General features: G+C 67.1%; 22 protein-coding genes. 9 read left to right on the plus strand and 13 right to left on the minus strand.

Translation table 11 applies throughout. The features are described 5' to 3' along the window. Positions 1–384: hypothetical protein (locus QCE69_RS25325; RefSeq protein ID WP_309933620.1), on the minus strand; the 384-nt coding region annotated here is incomplete at its 3' end. A gap of 32 nt (positions 385–416) precedes the next feature. On the opposite strand from QCE69_RS25325, the gene QCE69_RS25330 reads away from it, so the two are divergent. Further along, positions 417–557 carry a hypothetical protein gene (locus QCE69_RS25330; RefSeq protein ID WP_309933621.1) on the plus strand — a complete coding sequence of 47 codons (141 nt, stop codon included), beginning with the start codon at positions 417–419 and terminating at the stop codon, positions 555–557. On the opposite strand, the gene QCE69_RS25335 is transcribed toward QCE69_RS25330, so the two are convergent. Next, on the minus strand, positions 558–1,022 hold the full coding sequence (locus QCE69_RS25335; RefSeq protein ID WP_309933623.1) for a hypothetical protein: 465 nt from the start codon (positions 1,020–1,022) through the stop codon (positions 558–560). 25 nt (positions 1,023–1,047) lie between these two features. Here QCE69_RS25335 and QCE69_RS25340 point away from each other — a divergent pair, with 25 nt between their 5' ends. Next, positions 1,048–1,473: a hypothetical protein gene (locus QCE69_RS25340; RefSeq protein ID WP_309933625.1), complete on the plus strand. Its 426-nt coding sequence runs from the start codon at positions 1,048–1,050 to the stop codon at positions 1,471–1,473. Positions 1,474–2,185: 712 nt separating this feature from the next. On the opposite strand, the gene QCE69_RS25345 is transcribed toward QCE69_RS25340, so the two are convergent. From QCE69_RS25345 to QCE69_RS25365, 5 genes are all read right to left on the minus strand, one after another. Next, the gene (locus QCE69_RS25345) at positions 2,186–3,421 is read right to left on the minus strand and encodes an MFS transporter (RefSeq protein ID WP_309933627.1); all 1,236 of its coding nucleotides are present in this window, start codon (positions 3,419–3,421) and stop codon (positions 2,186–2,188) included. Beyond that, positions 3,418–4,638, minus strand: a complete 1,221-nt coding sequence (locus QCE69_RS25350) for a YbfB/YjiJ family MFS transporter (RefSeq protein ID WP_309933629.1) — start codon at positions 4,636–4,638, stop codon at positions 3,418–3,420. Before QCE69_RS25350 ends, QCE69_RS25345 begins: the two co-directional genes overlap by 4 nt. A gap of 133 nt (positions 4,639–4,771) precedes the next feature. Beyond that, on the minus strand, positions 4,772–5,686 hold the full coding sequence (locus QCE69_RS25355; protein ID WP_309933631.1) for a LysR family transcriptional regulator: 915 nt from the start codon (positions 5,684–5,686) through the stop codon (positions 4,772–4,774). A 70-nt stretch (positions 5,687–5,756) separates the two neighbouring features. Continuing rightward, positions 5,757–6,176, minus strand: coding sequence for an organic hydroperoxide resistance protein (locus QCE69_RS25360; protein WP_309933633.1), 420 nt, complete (start codon positions 6,174–6,176; stop codon positions 5,757–5,759). A gap of 44 nt (positions 6,177–6,220) precedes the next feature. Next, positions 6,221–6,493 (minus strand): hypothetical protein, encoded by a 273-nt coding sequence (locus QCE69_RS25365; protein ID WP_309933634.1) that lies wholly within the window; start codon positions 6,491–6,493, stop codon positions 6,221–6,223. Positions 6,494–6,820: 327 nt separating this feature from the next. Between QCE69_RS25365 and QCE69_RS25370 the strand changes: the two genes are divergently transcribed. Genes QCE69_RS25370 through QCE69_RS25380 form a run of 3 tightly spaced genes read left to right on the plus strand, consistent with a single transcriptional unit; the run spans position 6,821 to position 9,055 of the window. Then, entirely contained in the window at positions 6,821–6,964 is a 144-nt protein-coding gene (locus QCE69_RS25370; RefSeq protein WP_309924204.1) for a hypothetical protein, read from the plus strand. Further along, complete coding sequence (locus QCE69_RS25375; RefSeq protein ID WP_309933636.1) at positions 6,951–7,691, plus strand: response regulator; 741 nt, start codon at positions 6,951–6,953, stop codon at positions 7,689–7,691. Before QCE69_RS25370 ends, QCE69_RS25375 begins: the two co-directional genes overlap by 14 nt. After that, a complete protein-coding gene (locus QCE69_RS25380) occupies positions 7,688–9,055 on the plus strand; it encodes a HAMP domain-containing sensor histidine kinase (RefSeq protein WP_309933637.1) in 1,368 nt (455 codons plus the stop codon). Before QCE69_RS25375 ends, QCE69_RS25380 begins: the two co-directional genes overlap by 4 nt. On the opposite strand, the gene QCE69_RS25385 is transcribed toward QCE69_RS25380, so the two are convergent. The 6 genes from QCE69_RS25385 to QCE69_RS25410 all read right to left on the minus strand — a co-directional run bounded on the left by QCE69_RS25385 (position 9,056) and on the right by QCE69_RS25410 (position 14,022). Then, entirely contained in the window at positions 9,056–9,832 is a 777-nt protein-coding gene (locus QCE69_RS25385; protein WP_309924210.1) for a glycosyltransferase family 2 protein, read from the minus strand. It abuts the gene before it with no gap. A gap of 62 nt (positions 9,833–9,894) precedes the next feature. Then, on the minus strand, positions 9,895–10,710 hold the full coding sequence (locus QCE69_RS25390; protein ID WP_309933638.1) for a lysophospholipid acyltransferase family protein: 816 nt from the start codon (positions 10,708–10,710) through the stop codon (positions 9,895–9,897). Continuing rightward, positions 10,703–11,560: a MipA/OmpV family protein gene (locus QCE69_RS25395; protein WP_309933639.1), complete on the minus strand. Its 858-nt coding sequence runs from the start codon at positions 11,558–11,560 to the stop codon at positions 10,703–10,705. Before QCE69_RS25395 ends, QCE69_RS25390 begins: the two co-directional genes overlap by 8 nt. Beyond that, positions 11,557–12,885, minus strand: coding sequence for an NAD(P)/FAD-dependent oxidoreductase (locus QCE69_RS25400; protein ID WP_309933640.1), 1,329 nt, complete (start codon positions 12,883–12,885; stop codon positions 11,557–11,559). Before QCE69_RS25400 ends, QCE69_RS25395 begins: the two co-directional genes overlap by 4 nt. Positions 12,886–12,926: 41 nt before the next feature. Continuing rightward, the gene (gene fabG, locus QCE69_RS25405; protein ID WP_309933642.1) at positions 12,927–13,643 is read right to left on the minus strand and encodes a 3-oxoacyl-ACP reductase FabG; all 717 of its coding nucleotides are present in this window, start codon (positions 13,641–13,643) and stop codon (positions 12,927–12,929) included. 118 nt (positions 13,644–13,761) lie between these two features. Continuing rightward, positions 13,762–14,022 (minus strand): phosphopantetheine-binding protein, encoded by a 261-nt coding sequence (locus QCE69_RS25410; protein WP_309907769.1) that lies wholly within the window; start codon positions 14,020–14,022, stop codon positions 13,762–13,764. A 460-nt stretch (positions 14,023–14,482) separates the two neighbouring features. On the opposite strand from QCE69_RS25410, the gene QCE69_RS25415 reads away from it, so the two are divergent. The 4 genes from QCE69_RS25415 to QCE69_RS25430 are packed head-to-tail and all read left to right on the plus strand — an operon-like array spanning position 14,483 to position 18,441. Next, positions 14,483–15,133, plus strand: coding sequence for a hypothetical protein (locus tag QCE69_RS25415; protein WP_309924220.1), 651 nt, complete (start codon positions 14,483–14,485; stop codon positions 15,131–15,133). A gap of 20 nt (positions 15,134–15,153) precedes the next feature. Further along, positions 15,154–16,833: an AMP-binding protein gene (locus tag QCE69_RS25420; RefSeq protein WP_309933644.1), complete on the plus strand. Its 1,680-nt coding sequence runs from the start codon at positions 15,154–15,156 to the stop codon at positions 16,831–16,833. A gap of 20 nt (positions 16,834–16,853) precedes the next feature. After that, positions 16,854–17,843, plus strand: coding sequence for an acyl-CoA synthetase (locus tag QCE69_RS25425; RefSeq protein ID WP_309934187.1), 990 nt, complete (start codon positions 16,854–16,856; stop codon positions 17,841–17,843). 4 nt (positions 17,844–17,847) lie between these two features. After that, positions 17,848–18,441, plus strand: a complete 594-nt coding sequence (locus QCE69_RS25430) for a LolA-related protein (RefSeq protein ID WP_309933645.1) — start codon at positions 17,848–17,850, stop codon at positions 18,439–18,441. The last annotated feature ends 2 nt before the right edge of the window (positions 18,442–18,443 follow it).

Below are 18,443 nucleotides of genomic sequence, written 5' to 3' on the forward strand. Positions count from 1 at the left end.
GGTGAACACGCCGCCAATTGGAAAATGCAGGCCGGGCATATGCATGGTCTGCGTGCCGGCGGTCGAGCGCATCAGGCCATTGATCCAGATCGGACCACCGCCAACGCCGGCAGTCACCGCAGCGGCCATCGCGCCCGCCGCGACCGCCGCCGCGCTCACACTGCGCATCCCCAGCTTGACGATGGCTCCCGCACTCATCGCCATCATGCCCGTCGACACCATGCTGCCGACACCTTCCGGCAGCGTCGACAGGTATTCCATCGGATCGAGCACGAAGCCCACGTGCGGATGCGGCAGCGGCAAGACGACGCCCGCGGGCGTCTGAATCAGATGCACGTCCACGCCGACGACGGGCGTCAGGTGCGTGACCGCCGGCATGCCCATCAGACTTCTTCCCTGCCGATTGGCTGCTGAACATGGATTTCCGCCATGCTCAGCTTGAGATCGATCCGGCAATGGTCAACCAGATGGATAAGGTGCCCTGTCTGCATCATGCGCCCGAAGCCTCGTTGATCGAAGCTATCAAGCCTCCTGCATCCAGCCCTTCAACGGAATGATTAAAGTCTGAATTGTGAAATTGATGAAGTGAAGCAGATGCGCTGCATTCCCGGGGACAGTTCCGACAGCTTCTTGATGGCCCTTGCCACTACCCCAACCAATGCCGCGATCACGCCCGGGCCCATCGTTCCAAACCGACACTGTGATGGCGGCGCGTCGTGCGGCCGTGTTGCCGGTGGCGGCGGCACGCATCCCATTTCCTCAACTTCCTCGAACAGGAGAATGCCATGCGCGTTGGTCAGAGCCCCTATCCTCAGCAAACCACCACCGACTATCTCGATCCTCAAAGTCATCAGAACCTGAACCGCGTCACTCAAAAACCCGACGGCGGTTACAGCGTTGAGGACTATAACGGCCGCGGCAACGTCGGCTCGCTGCACGAATACGACGCCTTGCGCAAACCCCTCCAGTCGACGGGTTTCGATCCCGGCGAAGGCCGGGGGCGGCACGCTTACCAAGGTCAAGTTCCATCCCGACGGCAGTCGCACGGTGTCCAAGCTGGGGCAGAACGCGTTGATCACTTATGAAGTCGGCAAGGATGGCAAGGAAACGAATATTCAAAGCCGGCCATTGACGGCGAATGAATTTCGGGATTATTTGAAGTGGCGATCCGAGGCTGACACGCCGGAAAACGGAGCCGATACGCAATCGGAGGCCGCGCCTTCACCTCAGGCAGCAACTCAGCAACAGACGGCCCAGGCTCCCGAGCCTCCGGCTCAGCAACCCATGGACGATGCCTCACAGAACGCCGGGCAGCAGCCGGCGATGACCCCGCAGACCGCGCTCCAGCAGCAACCGGCGACAGCCATGCAAACCGCAGCGCAGCGGCAGACAACACCCGATCAGCAGACCGCCTTGCCGCCGTTTAAGCGACCACGCAGAGTTATTTCGATCCGCAAAGCGGCCGCGAATTGAACCGCTTGGTTACACGGCCTGACGGCAGTCACACCATTTACTCGTTCAACGAAAATGGCCATGAAGCGAGACAGGACAGCTTTGACAGCAGCGGCAAGCCCACGCATTTGATCGGCTACGATCACGACGAGGGTCTGGGGGGGACGTTGACGGTTTCCAACTTCAAGAACGACGGCCGCGACGTAACGAAGGCGAATCAAGCCGGCATGACAACTACTCGGTCGACGCCAACGGCAACGAGTCGAATATTCATGGGCAGGCGCTGACGCCGCAGAACCACGCGAACTATGCGACATGGCAGCAGCCGGGCGCCGCGGCACCACAGCTCGCCAGCGCACAGGCGCAGACTCCAACGCAGTTGCAGTTGGCACCGGCTCCGACGCAACAGCAACCGACGGCACAAGCTCCGAGACAACAGCAGCAGCCGGCAACACAGACTCCGTCGCAACAGGATCAACAGGATCAACAGGAGCAACAGCCAACACAAACTCCGACACAGCAGCAACAGCCGGAAGCCCTGCCCTCCGCTGAGCAAACGCCCGCCGCAGCCGACCCTGCCAAACAGCCCGACACCACGGCTGTGAACAGCGACGCTCCGGCCAAGGAAGCTCCGGAAGCCCCCACCGCTTCACAACCGGACACAAACTCCGTCGATACGTCCTCCACCCAGAGCGACTAACCTTCCCAGACGCGCCCACCCGGGCGCCGAACCTCACCGCGTGCGCGCCCACCCCGCAAGCCCCGCGCACGCGATCAACAAACTGCCCGTCACAAAAAACACCGAATGCAGGCCGAGCATCACGCCGATCTGCCCGCCGATCACCGGCCCGATCACCTGTCCGCTGAACTGCGCGGATTGCAGATATCCGAGCAGCGTGCCGCTGCTGTTCTCATCGACGGCACTGCGCGCGAGCTTGGCGATGGACGGCAGCAGTCCCGCCAGCGTCATGCCCATTACCACCCGCAGTCCGGCGAGCTGCCACCAGTGGTGCACAAAGGCTTGCGGCAGCATCGCGAAACCCGTCAGCACGAGACAGCCGACGATCACGTTCCAGCTGCCGATACGATCCGCCAGCGCGCCCAGCCGCGCCGCCGTCAACATGCTGCCAAGCGCCGAGCACGCCATCACGAGGCCCGCGATGCGCGTCACGTGATCGCCCGCCACGCCGAGACCGCTGATGTACACCGTGATGATCGGCTCGATCGACATGTTGGCGAGCAGCACCATCATCGCCGTCGCGAGCAGCGCGGCGACCACCGCGTAATTCGTGCGCCGGGCCGATTCGGCAACATGGCGCGCGCCGCGGCGCTTGGCATCGCCGGGATGGAAGTCCTCCCTGACGAACACGATGCTCAGCAGCGCGGCCACCGCGATCATCCCCGCGCCCGCGAAGAAGGTCCCGCGTATGCCGATCAGCCCAGGCAGGAACCCGCCCACCAGCGGCCCGGCGAGATTGCCGGCGAGCGCGCCCGTCGAGAGGATCCCGAGCGCCCAGCCCGCACGTTCGCGCGGGGCCTGCGTGCCGATCAGCACCGTCGAGGCCGACGCATAGCCGCCGATCAACCCCGCCAGCAGCCGCAGCGCCACGAGCTCATACACCGAATGCGCGACGCCGATCAGCGACATCACCACCGCCATGCCGATGGCGGCGCGCACGAGCATCGGCTTGCGGCCGTAGCGGTCGGCGAGCCGGCCCCAGAGCGGCGCGGTGACGGCGGTGCCGAGAAAGGTCGCGCTGAACGCGACGCCTGACCACTGGATCACACCCGCCTGCGACTCGACGCCCAGCTGCCGTACGTAGAGTGGCAGGAACGGCAGCAGCATGCTGAGACTGACGAGCGTCGTGAACGAACCGAACACGCAAACCGCGAGATTGCGCCGCCAGTAGCCGGCGTTGCGTTCGGCGTAGCCAGTCGGCGGCACGGCCGCTGACATGATCTGGCTCATCGCGTTTCTCCCCGTGTCGCCGCGAACAGGTCGATGGCGAGCGCCATCACGAGCGCCCCCGCGCCGATGCCGAACAGCACGCGGTAGTCGCCGCCGCTGTTCGCAAAGAGAAACGACATGCCGTACGCCGCGAGCGCCTGCAGGATGGCGAAGGACGTCGTCGCGGTGCGCCACGCGCCCTTCTGCTCCGCCGGATGATGCGCGAGCAGTTCGTTGACCCGCCCCAGCACGAGCGGCACGATGCCCGGCGTGAACGCGCCGACCATCACGCTCGACACCATCAGCAGCGCCGTGTTCGAGGTCAGCGCGGGAATCGCGACGGCCAAGGCCTGCAGCAGATAAGCCACGCGCAGTGCCGGCCCGAAGCCGGCGCGATCGGCGAGATGACCGGCCAGCAACGGCCCGGCAATCGCGCCGATGCCGTACAGCACCCAGAACTCGGCGCCGGCATCGACACCCTTGCCGAGACCGCGCGCGACGAAATCCACCAGGAAAATCATGTGCGGCACCAGACCGGCCGCGTTCAGCGCGTATTCGGCGAAGAGCGCGCGCAACGCGGTCGGCCGCGTGGCCTTCGCGTGACGGCGCGGCGCTGCTTGAGTCACATGAGTCACATGAGCGGGTGCATCCTGCGCAGGCCAGCCCCGCCACGCGACAACGGTCAGCAGCAGCGACACCACCGCGAGCCCGAGCCACGTCGCCGTGAGTCCATGCCGCAACAGCAACGGCACGATCGTGCCCGAGGCCGCGATGCCCAGCCCGATGCCCGTGAAGATCGCCCCGCTCGCAAAGCCGCGCCGCGCGGGCGCGACGTGCGCGATGATCGTCGGCGCGGCGAGCACCATCAGCGCGCCGCCCGCGATGCCCGAGAGAAAGCGCCACGCGAAGAACCATACGAACGACAGCGGGATCGCGCAGGCGACGAATGCCAGCGTGGCGAGCACCATCATCGCGCGCAGCACCGTCGCGGCGCGCGCGTGGCGGGCGAAGACGCCCGCCATCAATGCGCCGGCGAGATAGCCGCCGAGATTGGCCGCGCCGAGATAGGCGGCCGTCGAGGCCGGAAACCACTGCGCGCCGATGATCGCCGGCAACAGCGGCGTGTACGCAAAACGCGCCAGCCCGATGCCCACCAGACTCGCACTCGCGCCGGCCAGCACGCCGCGCCACACCTGAAACGTGCTGCGTTCCGTCCGATTGAAAACTGCATCACTCATACCGCCTCCACGACTGCGGCGAACGCGGTCTACGCATCCTGCCCATGGAGTCAATATAGTTTCAACCGGATGTCGAGAGAATCAGCACTCAATGGAAGACACTCTTCCGAGCGGCGGTTGAATCACATGGAAATCAATCCAGTCGCAGCCGCTTGAATTCGCGGCGCAGGCGCGGTGTCGCGAAATCGACGAATGCGCGCACCTTCGGCACGGCAAGGCGTCCGTGCGGTGTGAGCAGATGTACGGGCAACGGCGCGTGCTCGCGATCATCGAGCACGATCTGCAGCGACGCATCGCGCACTTCCTTCGCGACGTGATACGAGAACAGCCGCACGAGGCCGTGCCCATCCACCGCCGAAGCAATCGCCGCCCGCACCGTATTGACGATGAAACGCGGCGCGAATTGCACGACTTGCGGAATCGCCGCGCCGCCCGAGGTTGGAAAGCTCCACGAATCCAGGCCGAAATGGGTCATCGAGACAATCTTGTGGCGGGCGAGATCGGCGGGCTGGAGAATCGGCGGATGCTTCGCCAGATAGCGCGGCGACGCCGCCACGACGCGCCGCACCTCGCCCACTGGCACCGCCACCAGGGTCGAGTCCGGCAGATGCCCGATGCGCAGCGCGATATCGATGCCCTCGTCGATCAGGCTCACCGGCCGGTCCAGCAGTTGCAGCCGCACGGAAACCGCCGGAAAGCGCGCGATGAAGTCGTCGAGCATGGGGCGCAGCAGATCTTCGCCCGCCGCGACCGGCGCGGTCAGCGTCAACAGGCCGCGCGGCGCGGAGCGTTCGTGGGCGATCAGGAGATCGGCTTCCTCGAGATCGGTGAGGATCCGGCGGCACGCGGCGGCATAGCGCTCGCCGGCGTCGGACAGCTTGATGGTGCGCGTCGTGCGATGCAGCAGCGCCGTGCCCGTGTGCTCCTCCAGGAACGCAATCGCCCGGCTCACGGCGGCGGGCGAGCGGCCGAGCCGCCGTCCCGCGCCCGCCAGGCTGCCTTCGTCCAGCGTGGCGATGAAGACTTTCATCGCGTCGATTCGGTCCATTGGGGGATCGGCGGCGCCGGGTCGTCTCGAGAAGCGCCCAGTCTAACGCTGGCGCCCCTTCCGGGCCGCGTCAGACCACGGTGATCGTCACGTCGATATTGCTCTTCAGCGCCTTCGAATACGGACAGGTCTGATGCGCCATCTGCGCGATCTCTTCGGCCAGCGCGCGCTCGATGCCCGGCAGGCTCACGTTCAGGCGCGCACGCAGCAGATAGGCATCGCCGTTCATGCCGAGATCCACTTCCGCGTCGACGGCCGTCCCGGCGGGAAGGCGCGTTGTCAGTTTCGCGGCGGCCTTGCCCATCGCGCCGATGAAGCACGCCGACCAGCCCGCGGCCAGCATCTGTTCCGGATTCGTGCCCGGTCCGGTCGAGCCCGGCGGCGAGAGCTTCACGTCGAGACGGCCGTCGGTGCTGCGCGCATGGCCTTCGCGGCCGCCGACGACGCGGGTCTTGCCGGTGTACAGCACGGTATCGATCTGGGTGGTCATGATTAATCCTTGTCCTCTGTTGATGACTGATTTAACTGAATGGTTTAGTGATGAGCGAACAGCCGGGCGGTGTCGCTGACCGCCACGGCGCGCGCGCCGGATTGCGAGCGGGTGTCGTCCATGCCGCCGTAGGCCTCGGCCGGCGCGGCTGCGGCTTCCTGCGCGAGGGTCTGCACGCTGACGCCGCGCTGCGAGGCGGGCGCGCCGGCCAGCGGGTCGTAGTGCGGCGCGGGGCCGTAGCCGCTGCTGGCGAAGGCGGAACCGGCGGCGGCCGCGCTGGCGGCGATGATGGCGGCGGTAACGAAGTGCTTGATCATGATCGGTGCTCCATACGAGAGAGTGATTAGTGATGACGGGTGCGTCGGCTGAAAGTGCCTGCTGCGCCGTCGGTGGATGCATTTGAATGCCCGGAGGTATCCGGCATGTGTCCGGCAAGCGGGTCCGCTGCAATGTTTTGTATCGGCCACGCGGCAGATACAGTGAGATACGAAGGCCGCGCGCGCGCTGCCGTTCGCCGCGACATGCGATGGCAACCTTATGTATCGCCCGGCATGCGGGATACACTGCGATACAAACCATCCGCCGGGACGCGCTATAACGCATTCATCGACGCAAGCAACGCGTCACCCGCCGGAGCTTCCCGCATGAAACGCTTGCTCGCGATGTTCGCCTTCCTCGCAGGCGGCCTCGCCACCGAATTGGCCCATCCGGTCCAGTGCCTGCTCGTCAATCCGGGCCGGATGCAATCCTGGCGTCAACGACCACGGTCCATCGATGGAAAACACTGACCACGTATTGATCGTCGACGACGATCGCGGGATCCGCGAACTGCTCGCGTCCTATCTCGAGAAGAACGGCATGCGCGTGTCGCTGGCCGCCAATGGCCGGCAGATGCGCACAGTGCTGGAGCAAGGCGCGCCGGACCTGATCGTGCTCGACCTGATGCTGCCCGGCGAAGACGGTCTCGTGCTGTGCCGCGAACTGCGCGCGGGCAAGTTCCGCGACGTGCCGGTGCTGATGCTCACCGCGCGCAACGAGGAAGCGGACCGGATTCTCGGCCTCGAAATGGGCGCCGACGACTACCTGCCCAAACCCTTCGCGGTGCGCGAGCTGCTGGCGCGCATCAAGTCGGTGTTGCGCCGCACGCGCATGCTGCCGCCCGGCATGGAAGTGAGCGAATCGAGCTCGATGCTCGGCTTCGGCGACTGGAAACTCGATACCACCGCGCGTCATCTGCTGGACGCCGAAGGCACGATGGTCTCGCTGTCCGGCGCGGAATACCGGCTGCTGCGCGTGTTTCTCGATCATCCGCAACGCGTGCTGACGCGCGATCAACTGCTGAACCTGACGCAGGGACGCCAGGCCGACGCCTTCGACCGCAGCATCGACCTGCTCGTGTCGCGGGTGCGCCAGCGGCTGCGCGACACCGCGCGCGAGCCGCGTTACATCAAGACGCTGCGCAGCGAAGGCTATGTGTTTTCTGCCGAAGTCAAACCGCTCGGACCCTCAGAATGAGCACACTATCCACCGCTTCCACGACTGCCGCCGCCGCTCCGGCTGCGGCGCTGCTGCGCGGGCCGCGCACGCTGTTCGCGCGACTCGCGCTGATTCTCGTCGTCGGGCTGGCGCTCGCGCAGACCTTTTCGTTTCTGCTGACCATGCACGAACGCGACGACTCGATGACCCACATGATGGTCGGCTACGTCGAGCGCGAGGTGGCCACGTCGGTCGCGCTGCTCGATCACCTGCCGCCGGACGAACGCGCGCAATGGCTGCCACGCCTCGCGCGACGCAGCTACAGCTTCGTCCTCGGGCCGGGCGAGAGCGGCACGCCGCCCGCCGCGCCGCTCTCGGCGCGCTTCGCGCAATCGATGGTCGCGGGCGCCGCAGCGGGCCTCGGCACGCACGTTCCGCCCACCGTGAACGCCGTGCCCGGCGGCAAGGAACACTTCCAGGTGCATCTGAAGCTCTCGGACGGCACGCCGCTCACCATCGACATGCGGCCGATGGTCGGCATGCCGCTGTCCGACTGGCTGCCGCTGGTGCTGCTGCTGCAGCTCGTCGTGCTGGGCGCGTGCTGCTGGCTCGCGGTGCGCATCGCGACCGGGCCCCTCAAGCAGCTCGCGCGCGCCGCCGACACCCTCGGCCCCGATCTCAAGGCCAGCCGCCTGCCGGAAAGCGGACCGGAGGAAGTGGCGCATGCAGCGAAAGCGTTCAACGCGATGCAGGACCGCGTCGCGATGTACATGACCCAGCGCATGCAGATTCTCGCGGCCATCACCCACGACCTGCAGACGCCGATCACGCGCATGCGGCTGCGCGTCGACACGATGGACGACGACGCCACCGGCGCGCGCCTGCGCCAGGACTTGCAGGAAATGGAATCGCTCGTGAAGGAAGGCGTGACCTACGCGCGCACGCTGCATGGCACCCAGGAAGCGCCGCGGCGCATCGACCCGGACGCGCTGTTCGAGAGCATCGCCGACGACTATCGCGATGCCGGGCAGGACGTGACGCTGCGCGGCAGCATCGGCGGCGCGCTGATGGCGCCGCCGCAGGCGCTCAAGCGCGTGGTGGGCAATCTCGTCGATAACGCGCTGAAGTATTCGGGCGCCGCCGAGATCGAGACCGGACGGCAGGACGACGGCCGCGCGTTCATCGCGGTGCTGGATCGCGGGCCGGGGATTCCCGAGGAGTCGCTCGCCGCCGTATTCGAGCCCTTCGTGCGGCTGGAGGAATCGCGCAACCGGCAGACGGGCGGCACCGGACTGGGACTTGCGATCGCCCGTCAGCTGACGCTCGCGATGGACGCCTCGCTGACGCTGCACCGGCGCGAAGGCGGCGGGCTGGAAGCGCGGCTGGTGCTCAGGCCGGCGTAGTCATCGCCCCATGAGAGCCATGAGTCTGCGGACGGCCAGAAGCGGCAGCCGCAGCACGAAGCCCGCCAGCAGCCTGAGGTGCATCCACGTCAGCAGGAGGTTGTCACGGCCATACTGGAAGTGCGACACGCCGCCCTCTTCCGCCGTGAAATAACGCACCGGCGCGTCCAGGTTGATCGGGCGCACACCGCGCCAGCACAGCCGCACCACCGCTTCGGGATCGAAGTCGAAGCGGCGCATGAACGGCTGCGAGCGCATCACGGCGGCGAGCGGCGCGATCGGATAGACGCGAAAGCCGTACAGCGAATCGCCGATGCCCATCCACAGCGTCTCCAGATTCGCCCAGCCGTTCGATATGCGCCGGCCCTGCACGCGCAGTTGCGGCGCGCTCGCGTCGAAGCGCGGACGGCCGAGGATCATCGCGTCCGGCGCGGCGCGCGAGCTTTCCATGAATTGCGGAATCAGCGCGGCGGGATGCTGGCCGTCGGAGTCCATCGTCAGCGCGTGAGTGAAGCCCAGCCGCGCCGCTTCCTCCAGCCCTGCGAGAATCGCCGCGCCCTTGCCGCGGTTGTGCGGCAACACGATCACGCGCAGGCCCGCATCGGCTTCGGCCATCTGCGTCAGGCGTTCGGCGCTGCCGTCGGTGCTGCCGTCCACGACGACCCACACCGGATTCCACTGCTCGCGCGCGCCGCGCACGGTTTCCTCGACTTTCACACCGGGGTTGTAGCTCGGAATGAGGACGAGGTGCGTGGACGATGCGCGTGACGAAAGCATTGAGAAGAAATCGAACAGAACGGGATGCGACAAATTTTAACGGCTGTGGGACAACCCGCCCGTCAGCTGCGTGGACGATGCGGGTCCAGTTCGCCGGCATAGAAGCGCTGCAATTCGGCGATGAAGCCTTGCAGCGCGGCGTGATCGCGTGCCGGCGGCGCGAAACGGCGACCGAGCGTGACGCGGTAGGTGATCGGCAGCGCGGGCTTGCGGAAGATCTGCCAGCCCTTGCCGAGAAAGCCCGAATCCGTCTCGATGATGAGCGTCTGCACCGGCGCCTGCGCGCGCGCCGCAATCAGCGCAATGCCGCCCTTCAGCGGATTCACGGACCCCGAGCCGACGCCGGTGCGCGTGCCTTCGGGAAACAGCAGCAGTGGACTGCCGCGCTGCAATTCGCCGACGGCCGCGCGAATCAGCCCGACCGGCGAGTCGTTGACGATATAGCCGGCGAGCAGCGCGCCCGGCCCGAGGAACACGTTGCCCGCGACATCGCCCTTCATCACGCAGCAGGTGTCCGGCACGCGCGACGCGATCAGCAATGCATCGAGCAGGCACGGATGGTTCGGCGCGAGGATCATGGCCGGCTGGCCGGCGAGCGCATCGAGGGCCGAGAGATCGAAACGGCACGCGCCAAGCGAACGCAGCAGCACGAAATACAGATGCCAGACGCGCTGCACCGCCGCGCGGCCGACGCGCCGCCCGTCAGCGGCAGACAGCACGCGCCGCAGCAGCCACGCGAGCGGACACCACGTCAGACACACGAGCGCCAGCACCAGCAGCGCAAAGTAGAACGCCACGCATTGCCACGCGTATTCGAGCCCGCCGCCCGCCGTGATGCGTTCGCCCGCGCCGCCGATCTTGCGCTGCGCGTCACTCATCGCTCGCCACCATCTTCGACGACTGCCCGAACACCCATGCCACCGCGATGCCGCCCGACAGCACGCTCTTCTGCCGCACGAGCGGGCTGTCGTCGAAGTGCGCGCCCGCGAGATTCGCATAGCGCACGAACGCGCCGACCCAGTAGCGGCTGAAGCGCCGCGACATCGACACCAGCGCCTGCGAGCCGGCGTAACCGCCGCTCGCATGGAAGGCCGGACGCGCGGCGGTCGCGTATTGCGGGGCGACGGTGTAGTAGTGATCGCTGTACTTGCTGTCGGCGAACATCGGGCCGGCGAACACGGCCGCGTGCAGCCCGGAGACGTGGCCGACGTCGGTGAAATCGAGATTCAGGTTCGGCGTGAACTGCCAGCCGACCGTCTTCGGCGACGACTCCAGCGTGATGCCCAACCGCACCGGCATGCGCAGGTCCAGTTGCATGTCGCGCGATGCCGAACGCCACAGATGCACCTCCACCGAAGGCCCGACCTCGATGGTCGGCTTCAGGTCGGGCATGCCGGCGCGGGCGTTGTCGTCGCGGCTCGACACGGGCAGCGAACCGAGCACGCTGATGTTGAAGTTCACGCGATCGGTGTCGAGCAGCTGGCCGCGCACGCCGTCGCGATCGGCGCGCAGATACTTGCCGCGATAGACGATGTACGGAAACGGAAAGACCCACGCGCGCGTCTGGTCCGAGCCGGGATAGTGCGGAAACGCGGCCACGCCTGCGCCGACGCCCACTTCCCAGAGCGGCTTTGAAGGCGGCGGCGCTTCATCGGCTGCGGCGGAGGCCGTCATGACTAGCGCGAGCCACGCGAGATGCGCTGGACGGAACACGGTCGGCGTGATCAATTGGCCGGCCGCTCCATGTGCTCCGCCTCGCTCAGGTTGCGCCGCCGCATGCGCCACGCACGCAGCGAATTGCGAAAGTCGAGCGCCGCCGTCACGTAATAGACGCCCTTGAACGCGCGCAGCGAATGCCAGATCGGCGTCTTGCCGAAGATGTCGCCCGCCAGCAGCGACAGCAGCGCCTCCTTCATGCGCAGCGGATTGCGCGGGCCCATGAAGAGATTGCGCATCGTCGGCGACGTCATGCGATAGATGAACCACGAGAATTCGCGCGGGCCATGCCGCACGTCGCGGTCGAACTTCGCGAGCGCAGCCTGGGCGCGCGCCGGATGCGCCAGCGCCGTGTCGATGGCTTCCGCGCCCGCGAAGGCGCTTTGCATCGCCAGCATCACGCCGGAGGAGAACACCGGGTCGATGAACGCGAAGGCATCGCCGAGCAGCAGGAAGTTCGGCCCGTGCGTCATCTCGCCGGTGTACGAATAATTGCCGGTGGCGTGGACTTCGCTGACGAGCTCGGCGTCCTTCAGGCGTTTCGCGAGCGGCGCGCACAGCGCGATGGTGTCGCGGAAAAACGCTTCCACCGAAGTGCCCTTCGGCCGCTGCCTGAGATACGCGGGCCACACCACCGCGCCGATGCTGGTCGTGCCGTCCACGAGCGGAATGAACCAGAACCAGCCGTGCTCGAACCAGAACACGGTGATGTTGCCTTCGTTCTCGCCGGGGTTGCGCTGCGCGTGGCGGAAGTGCGCATAGAGCGCCGACGAATTGTGCCGCTCGTTGCGCCGCTTGGTCTTGAAGTGATTGGCGAGCAGCGTGTCGCGGCCCGAGGCATCGATGACAAAACGCGCCTGCACCGTCTCGCTGCGGCCGTCATCGTGCTCGGCGTGGATGGTTGCGCTCGCGCCGTCCGCCGCGAACACGACTTCGCGGGCGCGGCACCCTTCGCTCACTTCCGCGCCGTGGCGGGCCGCGTTGCGCAGCAGGATTTCGTCGAGTTCGGAGCGGCGCACCTGATAGGCGCTCGGCATCGACTTGTCCCAGGCGTCGGCGAACAGGAAGCGCTGCATGCGCCCGTCATGTTGCGGCGACACGAATTCCGCCGCCAGCTTGACCATGCCGATGCGGCGAACCTCGTCGGCCACACCGAGTTGCTCGAACAGGCGCAGGTTCGCGGGCAACAGCGACTCGCCGATATGAAAGCGCGGATGCCGCGCCTTCTCCAGCACGCGCACGCGATAGCCGCGCCCGGCGAGCAGCGTCGCCGCTGTCGATCCGGCCGGTCCGCCGCCGATCACGGCCACGTCCCAGGCCTGCGTCGCTTCAGTCATCCACGCTCCTTGTTTTGTCTCGTTTCGGCAGATGCGCCGGTTCAGGCGATCCCGCCATTGATCGACAGTACTTGCCCGGTGACATACGCCGCCGCGTCCGACACCAGGTACGCGACCATGCCCGCGACTTCCTCCGCCGTGCCCGCGCGCTGCGCCGGCACCAGCTGCCTGATGCGCTCGGGTGGAAACGCCGCGCCGAGCATCGGCGAATCGATGACGCCGGGCGCCACCGCGTTCACCGTGATGCCGCGCGACGCCAGTTCCTGCGCGAGCGCCCGCGTCGCGCCGATCAGCCCGGCCTTCGCCGCGGCGTAATTGACCTGTCCGCGATTGCCCATCAGCCCCGCCACCGACGACAGATTGACGATGCGTCCGTGGCGTGTGCGGATCATCGGCAGGAGCAGGGGCTGGGTGACGTTGAAGAAGCCGTCGAGCGTGACATCGAGGACGCGTTTCCATTGCTGGCGCGTCATGCCGGCCATGGGCGCGTCGTCATGGATGCCGGCGTTGTTTACCAGGATCTGCACCGGCCCGTCCGTCAGGATGCGTTCGATGGCGTGCTGGGCGGCGTCGGGATGGGTGACGTCGAAGGCGATGGCGTGCGCCGTGCCGCCCGCCGTGCGAATGGACTCCACGCACGCTTCGGCCCGCTCGACGCCGCCGTTGGCGTGCACCCAGACTTCGTGTCCCGCGGCGGCCAGGGTCCGGCAGATGGCCTGTCCGATGGCGCCGCTGCCGCCCGTCACGAGCGCGCGCATGGCTCGGCTTGTGTCATCGATTGCACTCCGCTGGTTGATTGCGCCGTCCAGTCTCGAGGCACTGGATTTCACCCGCGTGAAGGCGCCCGAGCCAAGAGGCTGAGCGCCGTTATGGGGTCTAGCGCGTGCGATGCGCCGCGACGTGTGCCGCGAGCGCGCCCAGGCTGGCGAAAATCTTCTGGTTGTCGGGATTGTCCGAGCGCAGCTCGAACCCGTATTTTTTCGAGATCAGCAGCGCGATCTCGAGGATGTCGATGGAATCGAGCCCGAAACCTTCTTCATACAGACGCGTGTCGGCCGATACGGCCTTGGGATCGACGTCCTCGAGATTCAGATCGGCGACGATCAGCTCGGCCAGCTCTCTTTCCAGTTCGTTCATCGTATTTGCAGAGCGGCGCAAAAAAACGCGCCAAAGGCCGCCCGGCGATAGTGCCCCGCGCGCTTGCGCACGCTTCCGGCGGCCTGATTTCGAGATAATTGCGGTTCGCGAAATTCTAGACGAAGCCCCTTGGGACGCCTAGTAGGAAAGGTAACCGCTCGTACGGCAGGCCCCTATGCGAAATTTCTGAGAAGAATCAGTGATTTCCACGCGGGGCCGGGCGCAGGTGGCCGTAGGGTAGAATCCGGCCCGTCCGACGGTTGTAAGAGCATCGAACAATCGGTTACAGACCGGGCGCGCACCCGCACGAGAAAATAAGCGTCAGGCAGGCGACTGCCGCATTTTTGTTCAACAAACGGGCGTTTTCGACAACGCCGCAGCCGCAATTCATGGTGCGTACTCTTTTTCTTCCGCGAGCCTGCTCGCAGCCGTTGGTGCATCTGCTTCCGGAGTCCGGCCGGTGAAGGCCGCCCGCGTCCTGCGCGCGGCGGGCGTCGTCGCCGGCATCGTCGCGTACCAGTGCGCCGCGCATTACGCGGTGTCCACGCCGGGCGCGCACGGCATCGGCCTGGCGCTGGTCCTCGCGCCGCTCGCGCTGATCCTTTTGAACGCCGCCGCGCGTTCCTCGGCGCGCGCCTGGCTGCTGCCGCTCTGGGCGCTGGCCGGCGTGGTGCTGTGGCTCGGACGGGCGCCGCTCGTCGAGCATTTCGGCTGGGGGTTGTGGATCGAGCACGCGGGCTTCAACCTCGCGCTCGCCTGGACCTTCGGACGCACCCTCGCGGCCGGTCGCGAGCCGCTCTGCACCCAGTTCGCCACCCTCGTCCACGGCCGCATCGAGCCGCGCGTGATGCGCTACACGCGCGGCGTCACGCTGGCGTGGACCCTGTTCTTCAGCGCCACGGCGCTGGTCTCCACGGTGCTGTTCGCGGGTGCGTCCATCGTCACGTGGTCGACGTTCGCGAACTATCTCGCGCTGCCGCTCGTCGGACTGATGTTCGTCGTCGAATATGCGTGCAGGCGCATCGCGCTGCCGGGCATGAAGCCGTCGAGCATCATGGACGCCGTCCGCGCGTATTCGCAGTCCACGCAGATGCGCCGCGGCGCGCCATGATCCCGCCGGGCCCGTTACTCATGCAGACCTTTCCGCTGGTTTTCCACGCATCGCCCGATCAGACGCTCGCCTGGCGCGATGGCGCGCCCGTCAGCGTCCGCGCGTTCCTCGCCGACGTGCGGCGCGTGGCCGCCGCGCTGCCCGAGGGCGGGCATGTGTTCAACGTCTGCGCGGACCGCTACCGCTTCACCGTGAGCCTGTGCGCGACGCTGTTATCGGGCCGCATCAGCCTGCTGCCGTCCACGCACACGCCCGAGATGGTGCGCGCGCTGGCGTCGTTCGCGCCCGACGCGTTCTGCCTGCACGACAGCGACGACTGCGCGATCGACCTGCCGCGCATGCGCTATCCCGAAGACGCCGCGCCCTGTGACGGCGCCGACGATCCCGATGTGCCGATGATCGACGGCGCGCGCGTCGCGGCCTATGTGTTCACGTCGGGCTCGACCGGCGCGCCGGTGCCGCATCGCAAGACCTGGGGCTTCCTGGTGAAGAACGTGCGCGCGGCGGCGGCGCGTCTCGGTCTGCTCGGCGGCGCGCCCGCCACGCTCGTGGGCACGGTGCCGCCGCAGCATATGTACGGTTTCGAATCGACGGTGCTGCTCGCCCTGCTCGGCGGCCTCGCGTTCAGCAACCGCCAGCCGTTCTATCCGGTCGATATCCGCGCCGAACTCGCCGCCGTGCCCGAACCGCGCGTGCTGGTGAGCTCGCCGATCCACCTGCGCGCGCTGTTCGCCAACGAAGCGCCGCTGCCGCCCGCCGCGCTGGTGCTGTCCGCTACCGCACCGCTGTCCGAGAAACTGGCGCTGGACGCCGAGGCGCGGCTCGCCGCGCCGCTGATGGAAATCTACGGCAGCACGGAAACCGGCCAGATCGCGACGCGCCGCACCTCGCGCGGGGCGGCGTGGGAATTGTTCCCCGATGTCACCCTGACGCCGCGCGCCGATGACAACGGCGACACCACCATGTGGGCCTCGGGCGGACACGTCGAGACGCCGGTGCCGATGGGCGACGCACTCGAACTCATCGACGGCGCTTTTTTCCTGCTGCACGGACGGCGTGCGGACCTGATCAACATCGCGGGCAAGCGCACTTCGCTGGCTTACCTGAATCATCAGCTGAATGCGATTCCGGGCGTCATCGACGGCGTGTTTCACATGCCCGACGACACCCACGCCGACGACGAACCCGTGCGCCGACTGATGGCGCTCGTCGTCGCGCCGGAACTCGACGCGGCGGAATTGCAACGCGCGTTGCGCGAACGCATCGACGCCGCGTTCATGCCGCGTCCGCTGCTGTTCTTCGACTCGCTGCCGCGCAACGCCACCGGCAAGCTGCCGCGCGACGTGCTGACGCGGCTGGTCGCGCAGGAACGCGGGCGGCGCGCGGCGCTGTCGTTTTCGGTGCCGCCCGGCCATCCCGCGCTCGCCGGGCACTTTCCTGGGCGGCCGATCGTGCCGGGCGTCGTGCTGCTCGATCACGCGCTCGATGCGCTCGGCATCGCGCTCGGTCAGCGTTTCGATGCCTGCCGGATCGATTCGGCCAAGTTCCTGAGTCCGGTGGCGCCGGGCGAGGCGCTGGACGTCGCGTATGAGACGGCGGCGAGCGGCGCGATCCGCTTCACGATCCGCGCGGGCGCGCGTGCGGTGGCGAGCGGTTCGCTTACCGCACCGTCCGCACGGTCCGCACGGTCCGCGACGTGAGCGACATGAAGCCCGCGCGCATGAACCGCGACGACTGGGCCGAGCGCCAGGAACGCAGCAATTTCGCGTTGCTGCGCTTCATGACGTGGATTTCGCTGCGCTTCGGCCGGCGCGCCGGGCGCGTGCTGCTGCGGCTCATCACCGCCTATTTCGTGCTGTTTTCGCCGGCGGCGCGGCGCGCGTCGCGCGGTTATCTGAATCGCGCGCTCGGGCGGCATGCGGGCTGGCGCGACGGCTATCGGCATGTGTTTTCGTTCGCCTCGACGATCCACGACCGCATCTACCTGCTCAACGATCGCTTTGACCTGTTCGACATCCGCACCCACGGCGTCGCGGACGTCGAGGCCGTGCTCGCGGACGGCGGCGGCGCGTTCCTGATGGGCGCGCATCTCGGCAGCTTCGAGGTGGTGCGGGCGATCGGCCGGGCGCAGCCACACATTCGCATTGCGATCACGATGTACGAGGAGAACGCGCGCAAGATCAACGCGATCCTCGCCGCCGTGAATCCCGCCGCGCATCACGACGTGATTGGCCTCGGCAAGGTGGACGCGATGCTCAAGGTGCGCGAGCGGCTCGATGCCGGCAGCCTGGTCGGCATCCTGGCGGACCGCACGCTGCGCCAGGCCGGCGACACGCTCAAGGAACGCGACTTCCTTGGCGCGCCTGCCGCGTTTCCGCTCGGCCCGCTGCACATGGCGGCAGTGTTGCGGCGGCCGGTCATCTTCATGACGGGGCTGTATCTCGGCGGCAACCGCTACGATATCCACTTCGAGACGCTCGCCGATTTCTCGAAAGTGGAACGCGGCGAGCGCGCCGCCGCCGTCGATGCCGCGCTCACGCGTTACGTGGCCTTGCTGGAGAAGTATTGCCGGGCGGCGCCGTACAACTGGTTCAACTATTTCGACTTCTGGCAGGCCAATGCGGCGTCCGCGCCGCAACGCGCGGCCAAGGCATCCGGCGCCGCCCAGGCTGCAGATGCCTGCGTGCCCGAAGTCGCACGGGATTCCTGAGCTTATGCGAATTTTGATCGCGGCCCTGACCGCTGCGCTGGTGTGTGGCGCCTTCTCACTCGCCACCGCCGCCGACGCGCCTTCCTCCGCGTGGACGCTCGACCGCCTGATGAACACGCTCGGCGCGAAGAAATCCGGCCGCGCGCATTTCACCGAGACGCGCTATCTGAAGATCGCGCAGGAGCCGCTGGAGTCGTCGGGCGAACTGGTGTTCGTCGCCCCGGATCATCTGGAAAAGCATACGGTCAGTCCGAAGCCGGAGAACCTGGTCGTCGATGGCGACATGCTCACCGTCGACCGCAACGGCCATACGGTCACCATTCCGCTGCGCAATTACCCCGAACTGGGCGCGTTCATCGAGAGCATCCGCGCGACGCTCGCCGGCAACCGCTTCGCGCTGGAGCAGGCGTACCGGGTGTCGGTGACGGGCAAGGGCAACGACTGGACGCTGACGCTCGTGCCGATCGATTCGCGCATGCAGAAGAAGGTCAGTGAAATCACGCTCGCCGGGACCGGCGCGGCGCTGGCGCGCGTCGAGATCAGACAGGCCGACGGCGATCATTCGCTGATGCGCCTGCAAGACGCTTCCGCCCACTGACG

Source organism: Caballeronia sp. LZ032 (assembly GCF_031451315.1).
Taxonomy (GTDB): domain Bacteria; phylum Pseudomonadota; class Gammaproteobacteria; order Burkholderiales; family Burkholderiaceae; genus Caballeronia.

What these genes read in the sequence shown, in the direction of transcription:
- QCE69_RS25330 (WP_309933621.1), top strand. Translation starts at nt 417, where the DNA reads ATGGATTTCCGCCATGCTCAGCTTGAGATCGATCCGGCAATGGTCAAC.
- QCE69_RS25345 (WP_309933627.1), bottom strand. Translation starts at nt 3,421, where the DNA reads ATGAGCCAGATCATGTCAGCGGCCGTGCCGCCGACTGGCTACGCCGAA.
- QCE69_RS25350 (WP_309933629.1), bottom strand. Translation starts at nt 4,638, where the DNA reads ATGAGTGATGCAGTTTTCAATCGGACGGAACGCAGCACGTTTCAGGTG.
- QCE69_RS25355 (WP_309933631.1), bottom strand. Translation starts at nt 5,686, where the DNA reads ATGGACCGAATCGACGCGATGAAAGTCTTCATCGCCACGCTGGACGAA.
- QCE69_RS25360 (WP_309933633.1), bottom strand. Translation starts at nt 6,176, where the DNA reads ATGACCACCCAGATCGATACCGTGCTGTACACCGGCAAGACCCGCGTC.
- QCE69_RS25365 (WP_309933634.1), bottom strand. Translation starts at nt 6,493, where the DNA reads ATGATCAAGCACTTCGTTACCGCCGCCATCATCGCCGCCAGCGCGGCC.
- QCE69_RS25370 (WP_309924204.1), top strand. Translation starts at nt 6,821, where the DNA reads ATGAAACGCTTGCTCGCGATGTTCGCCTTCCTCGCAGGCGGCCTCGCC.
- QCE69_RS25375 (WP_309933636.1), top strand. Translation starts at nt 6,951, where the DNA reads ATGGAAAACACTGACCACGTATTGATCGTCGACGACGATCGCGGGATC.
- QCE69_RS25380 (WP_309933637.1), top strand. Translation starts at nt 7,688, where the DNA reads ATGAGCACACTATCCACCGCTTCCACGACTGCCGCCGCCGCTCCGGCT.
- QCE69_RS25385 (WP_309924210.1), bottom strand. Translation starts at nt 9,832, where the DNA reads ATGCTTTCGTCACGCGCATCGTCCACGCACCTCGTCCTCATTCCGAGC.
- QCE69_RS25390 (WP_309933638.1), bottom strand. Translation starts at nt 10,710, where the DNA reads ATGAGTGACGCGCAGCGCAAGATCGGCGGCGCGGGCGAACGCATCACG.
- QCE69_RS25400 (WP_309933640.1), bottom strand. Translation starts at nt 12,885, where the DNA reads ATGACTGAAGCGACGCAGGCCTGGGACGTGGCCGTGATCGGCGGCGGA.
- fabG (WP_309933642.1), bottom strand. Translation starts at nt 13,643, where the DNA reads ATGCGCGCGCTCGTGACGGGCGGCAGCGGCGCCATCGGACAGGCCATC.
- QCE69_RS25410 (WP_309907769.1), bottom strand. Translation starts at nt 14,022, where the DNA reads ATGAACGAACTGGAAAGAGAGCTGGCCGAGCTGATCGTCGCCGATCTG.
- QCE69_RS25420 (WP_309933644.1), top strand. Translation starts at nt 15,154, where the DNA reads ATGCAGACCTTTCCGCTGGTTTTCCACGCATCGCCCGATCAGACGCTC.
- QCE69_RS25425 (WP_309934187.1), top strand. Translation starts at nt 16,854, where the DNA reads ATGAACCGCGACGACTGGGCCGAGCGCCAGGAACGCAGCAATTTCGCG.
- QCE69_RS25430 (WP_309933645.1), top strand. Translation starts at nt 17,848, where the DNA reads ATGCGAATTTTGATCGCGGCCCTGACCGCTGCGCTGGTGTGTGGCGCC.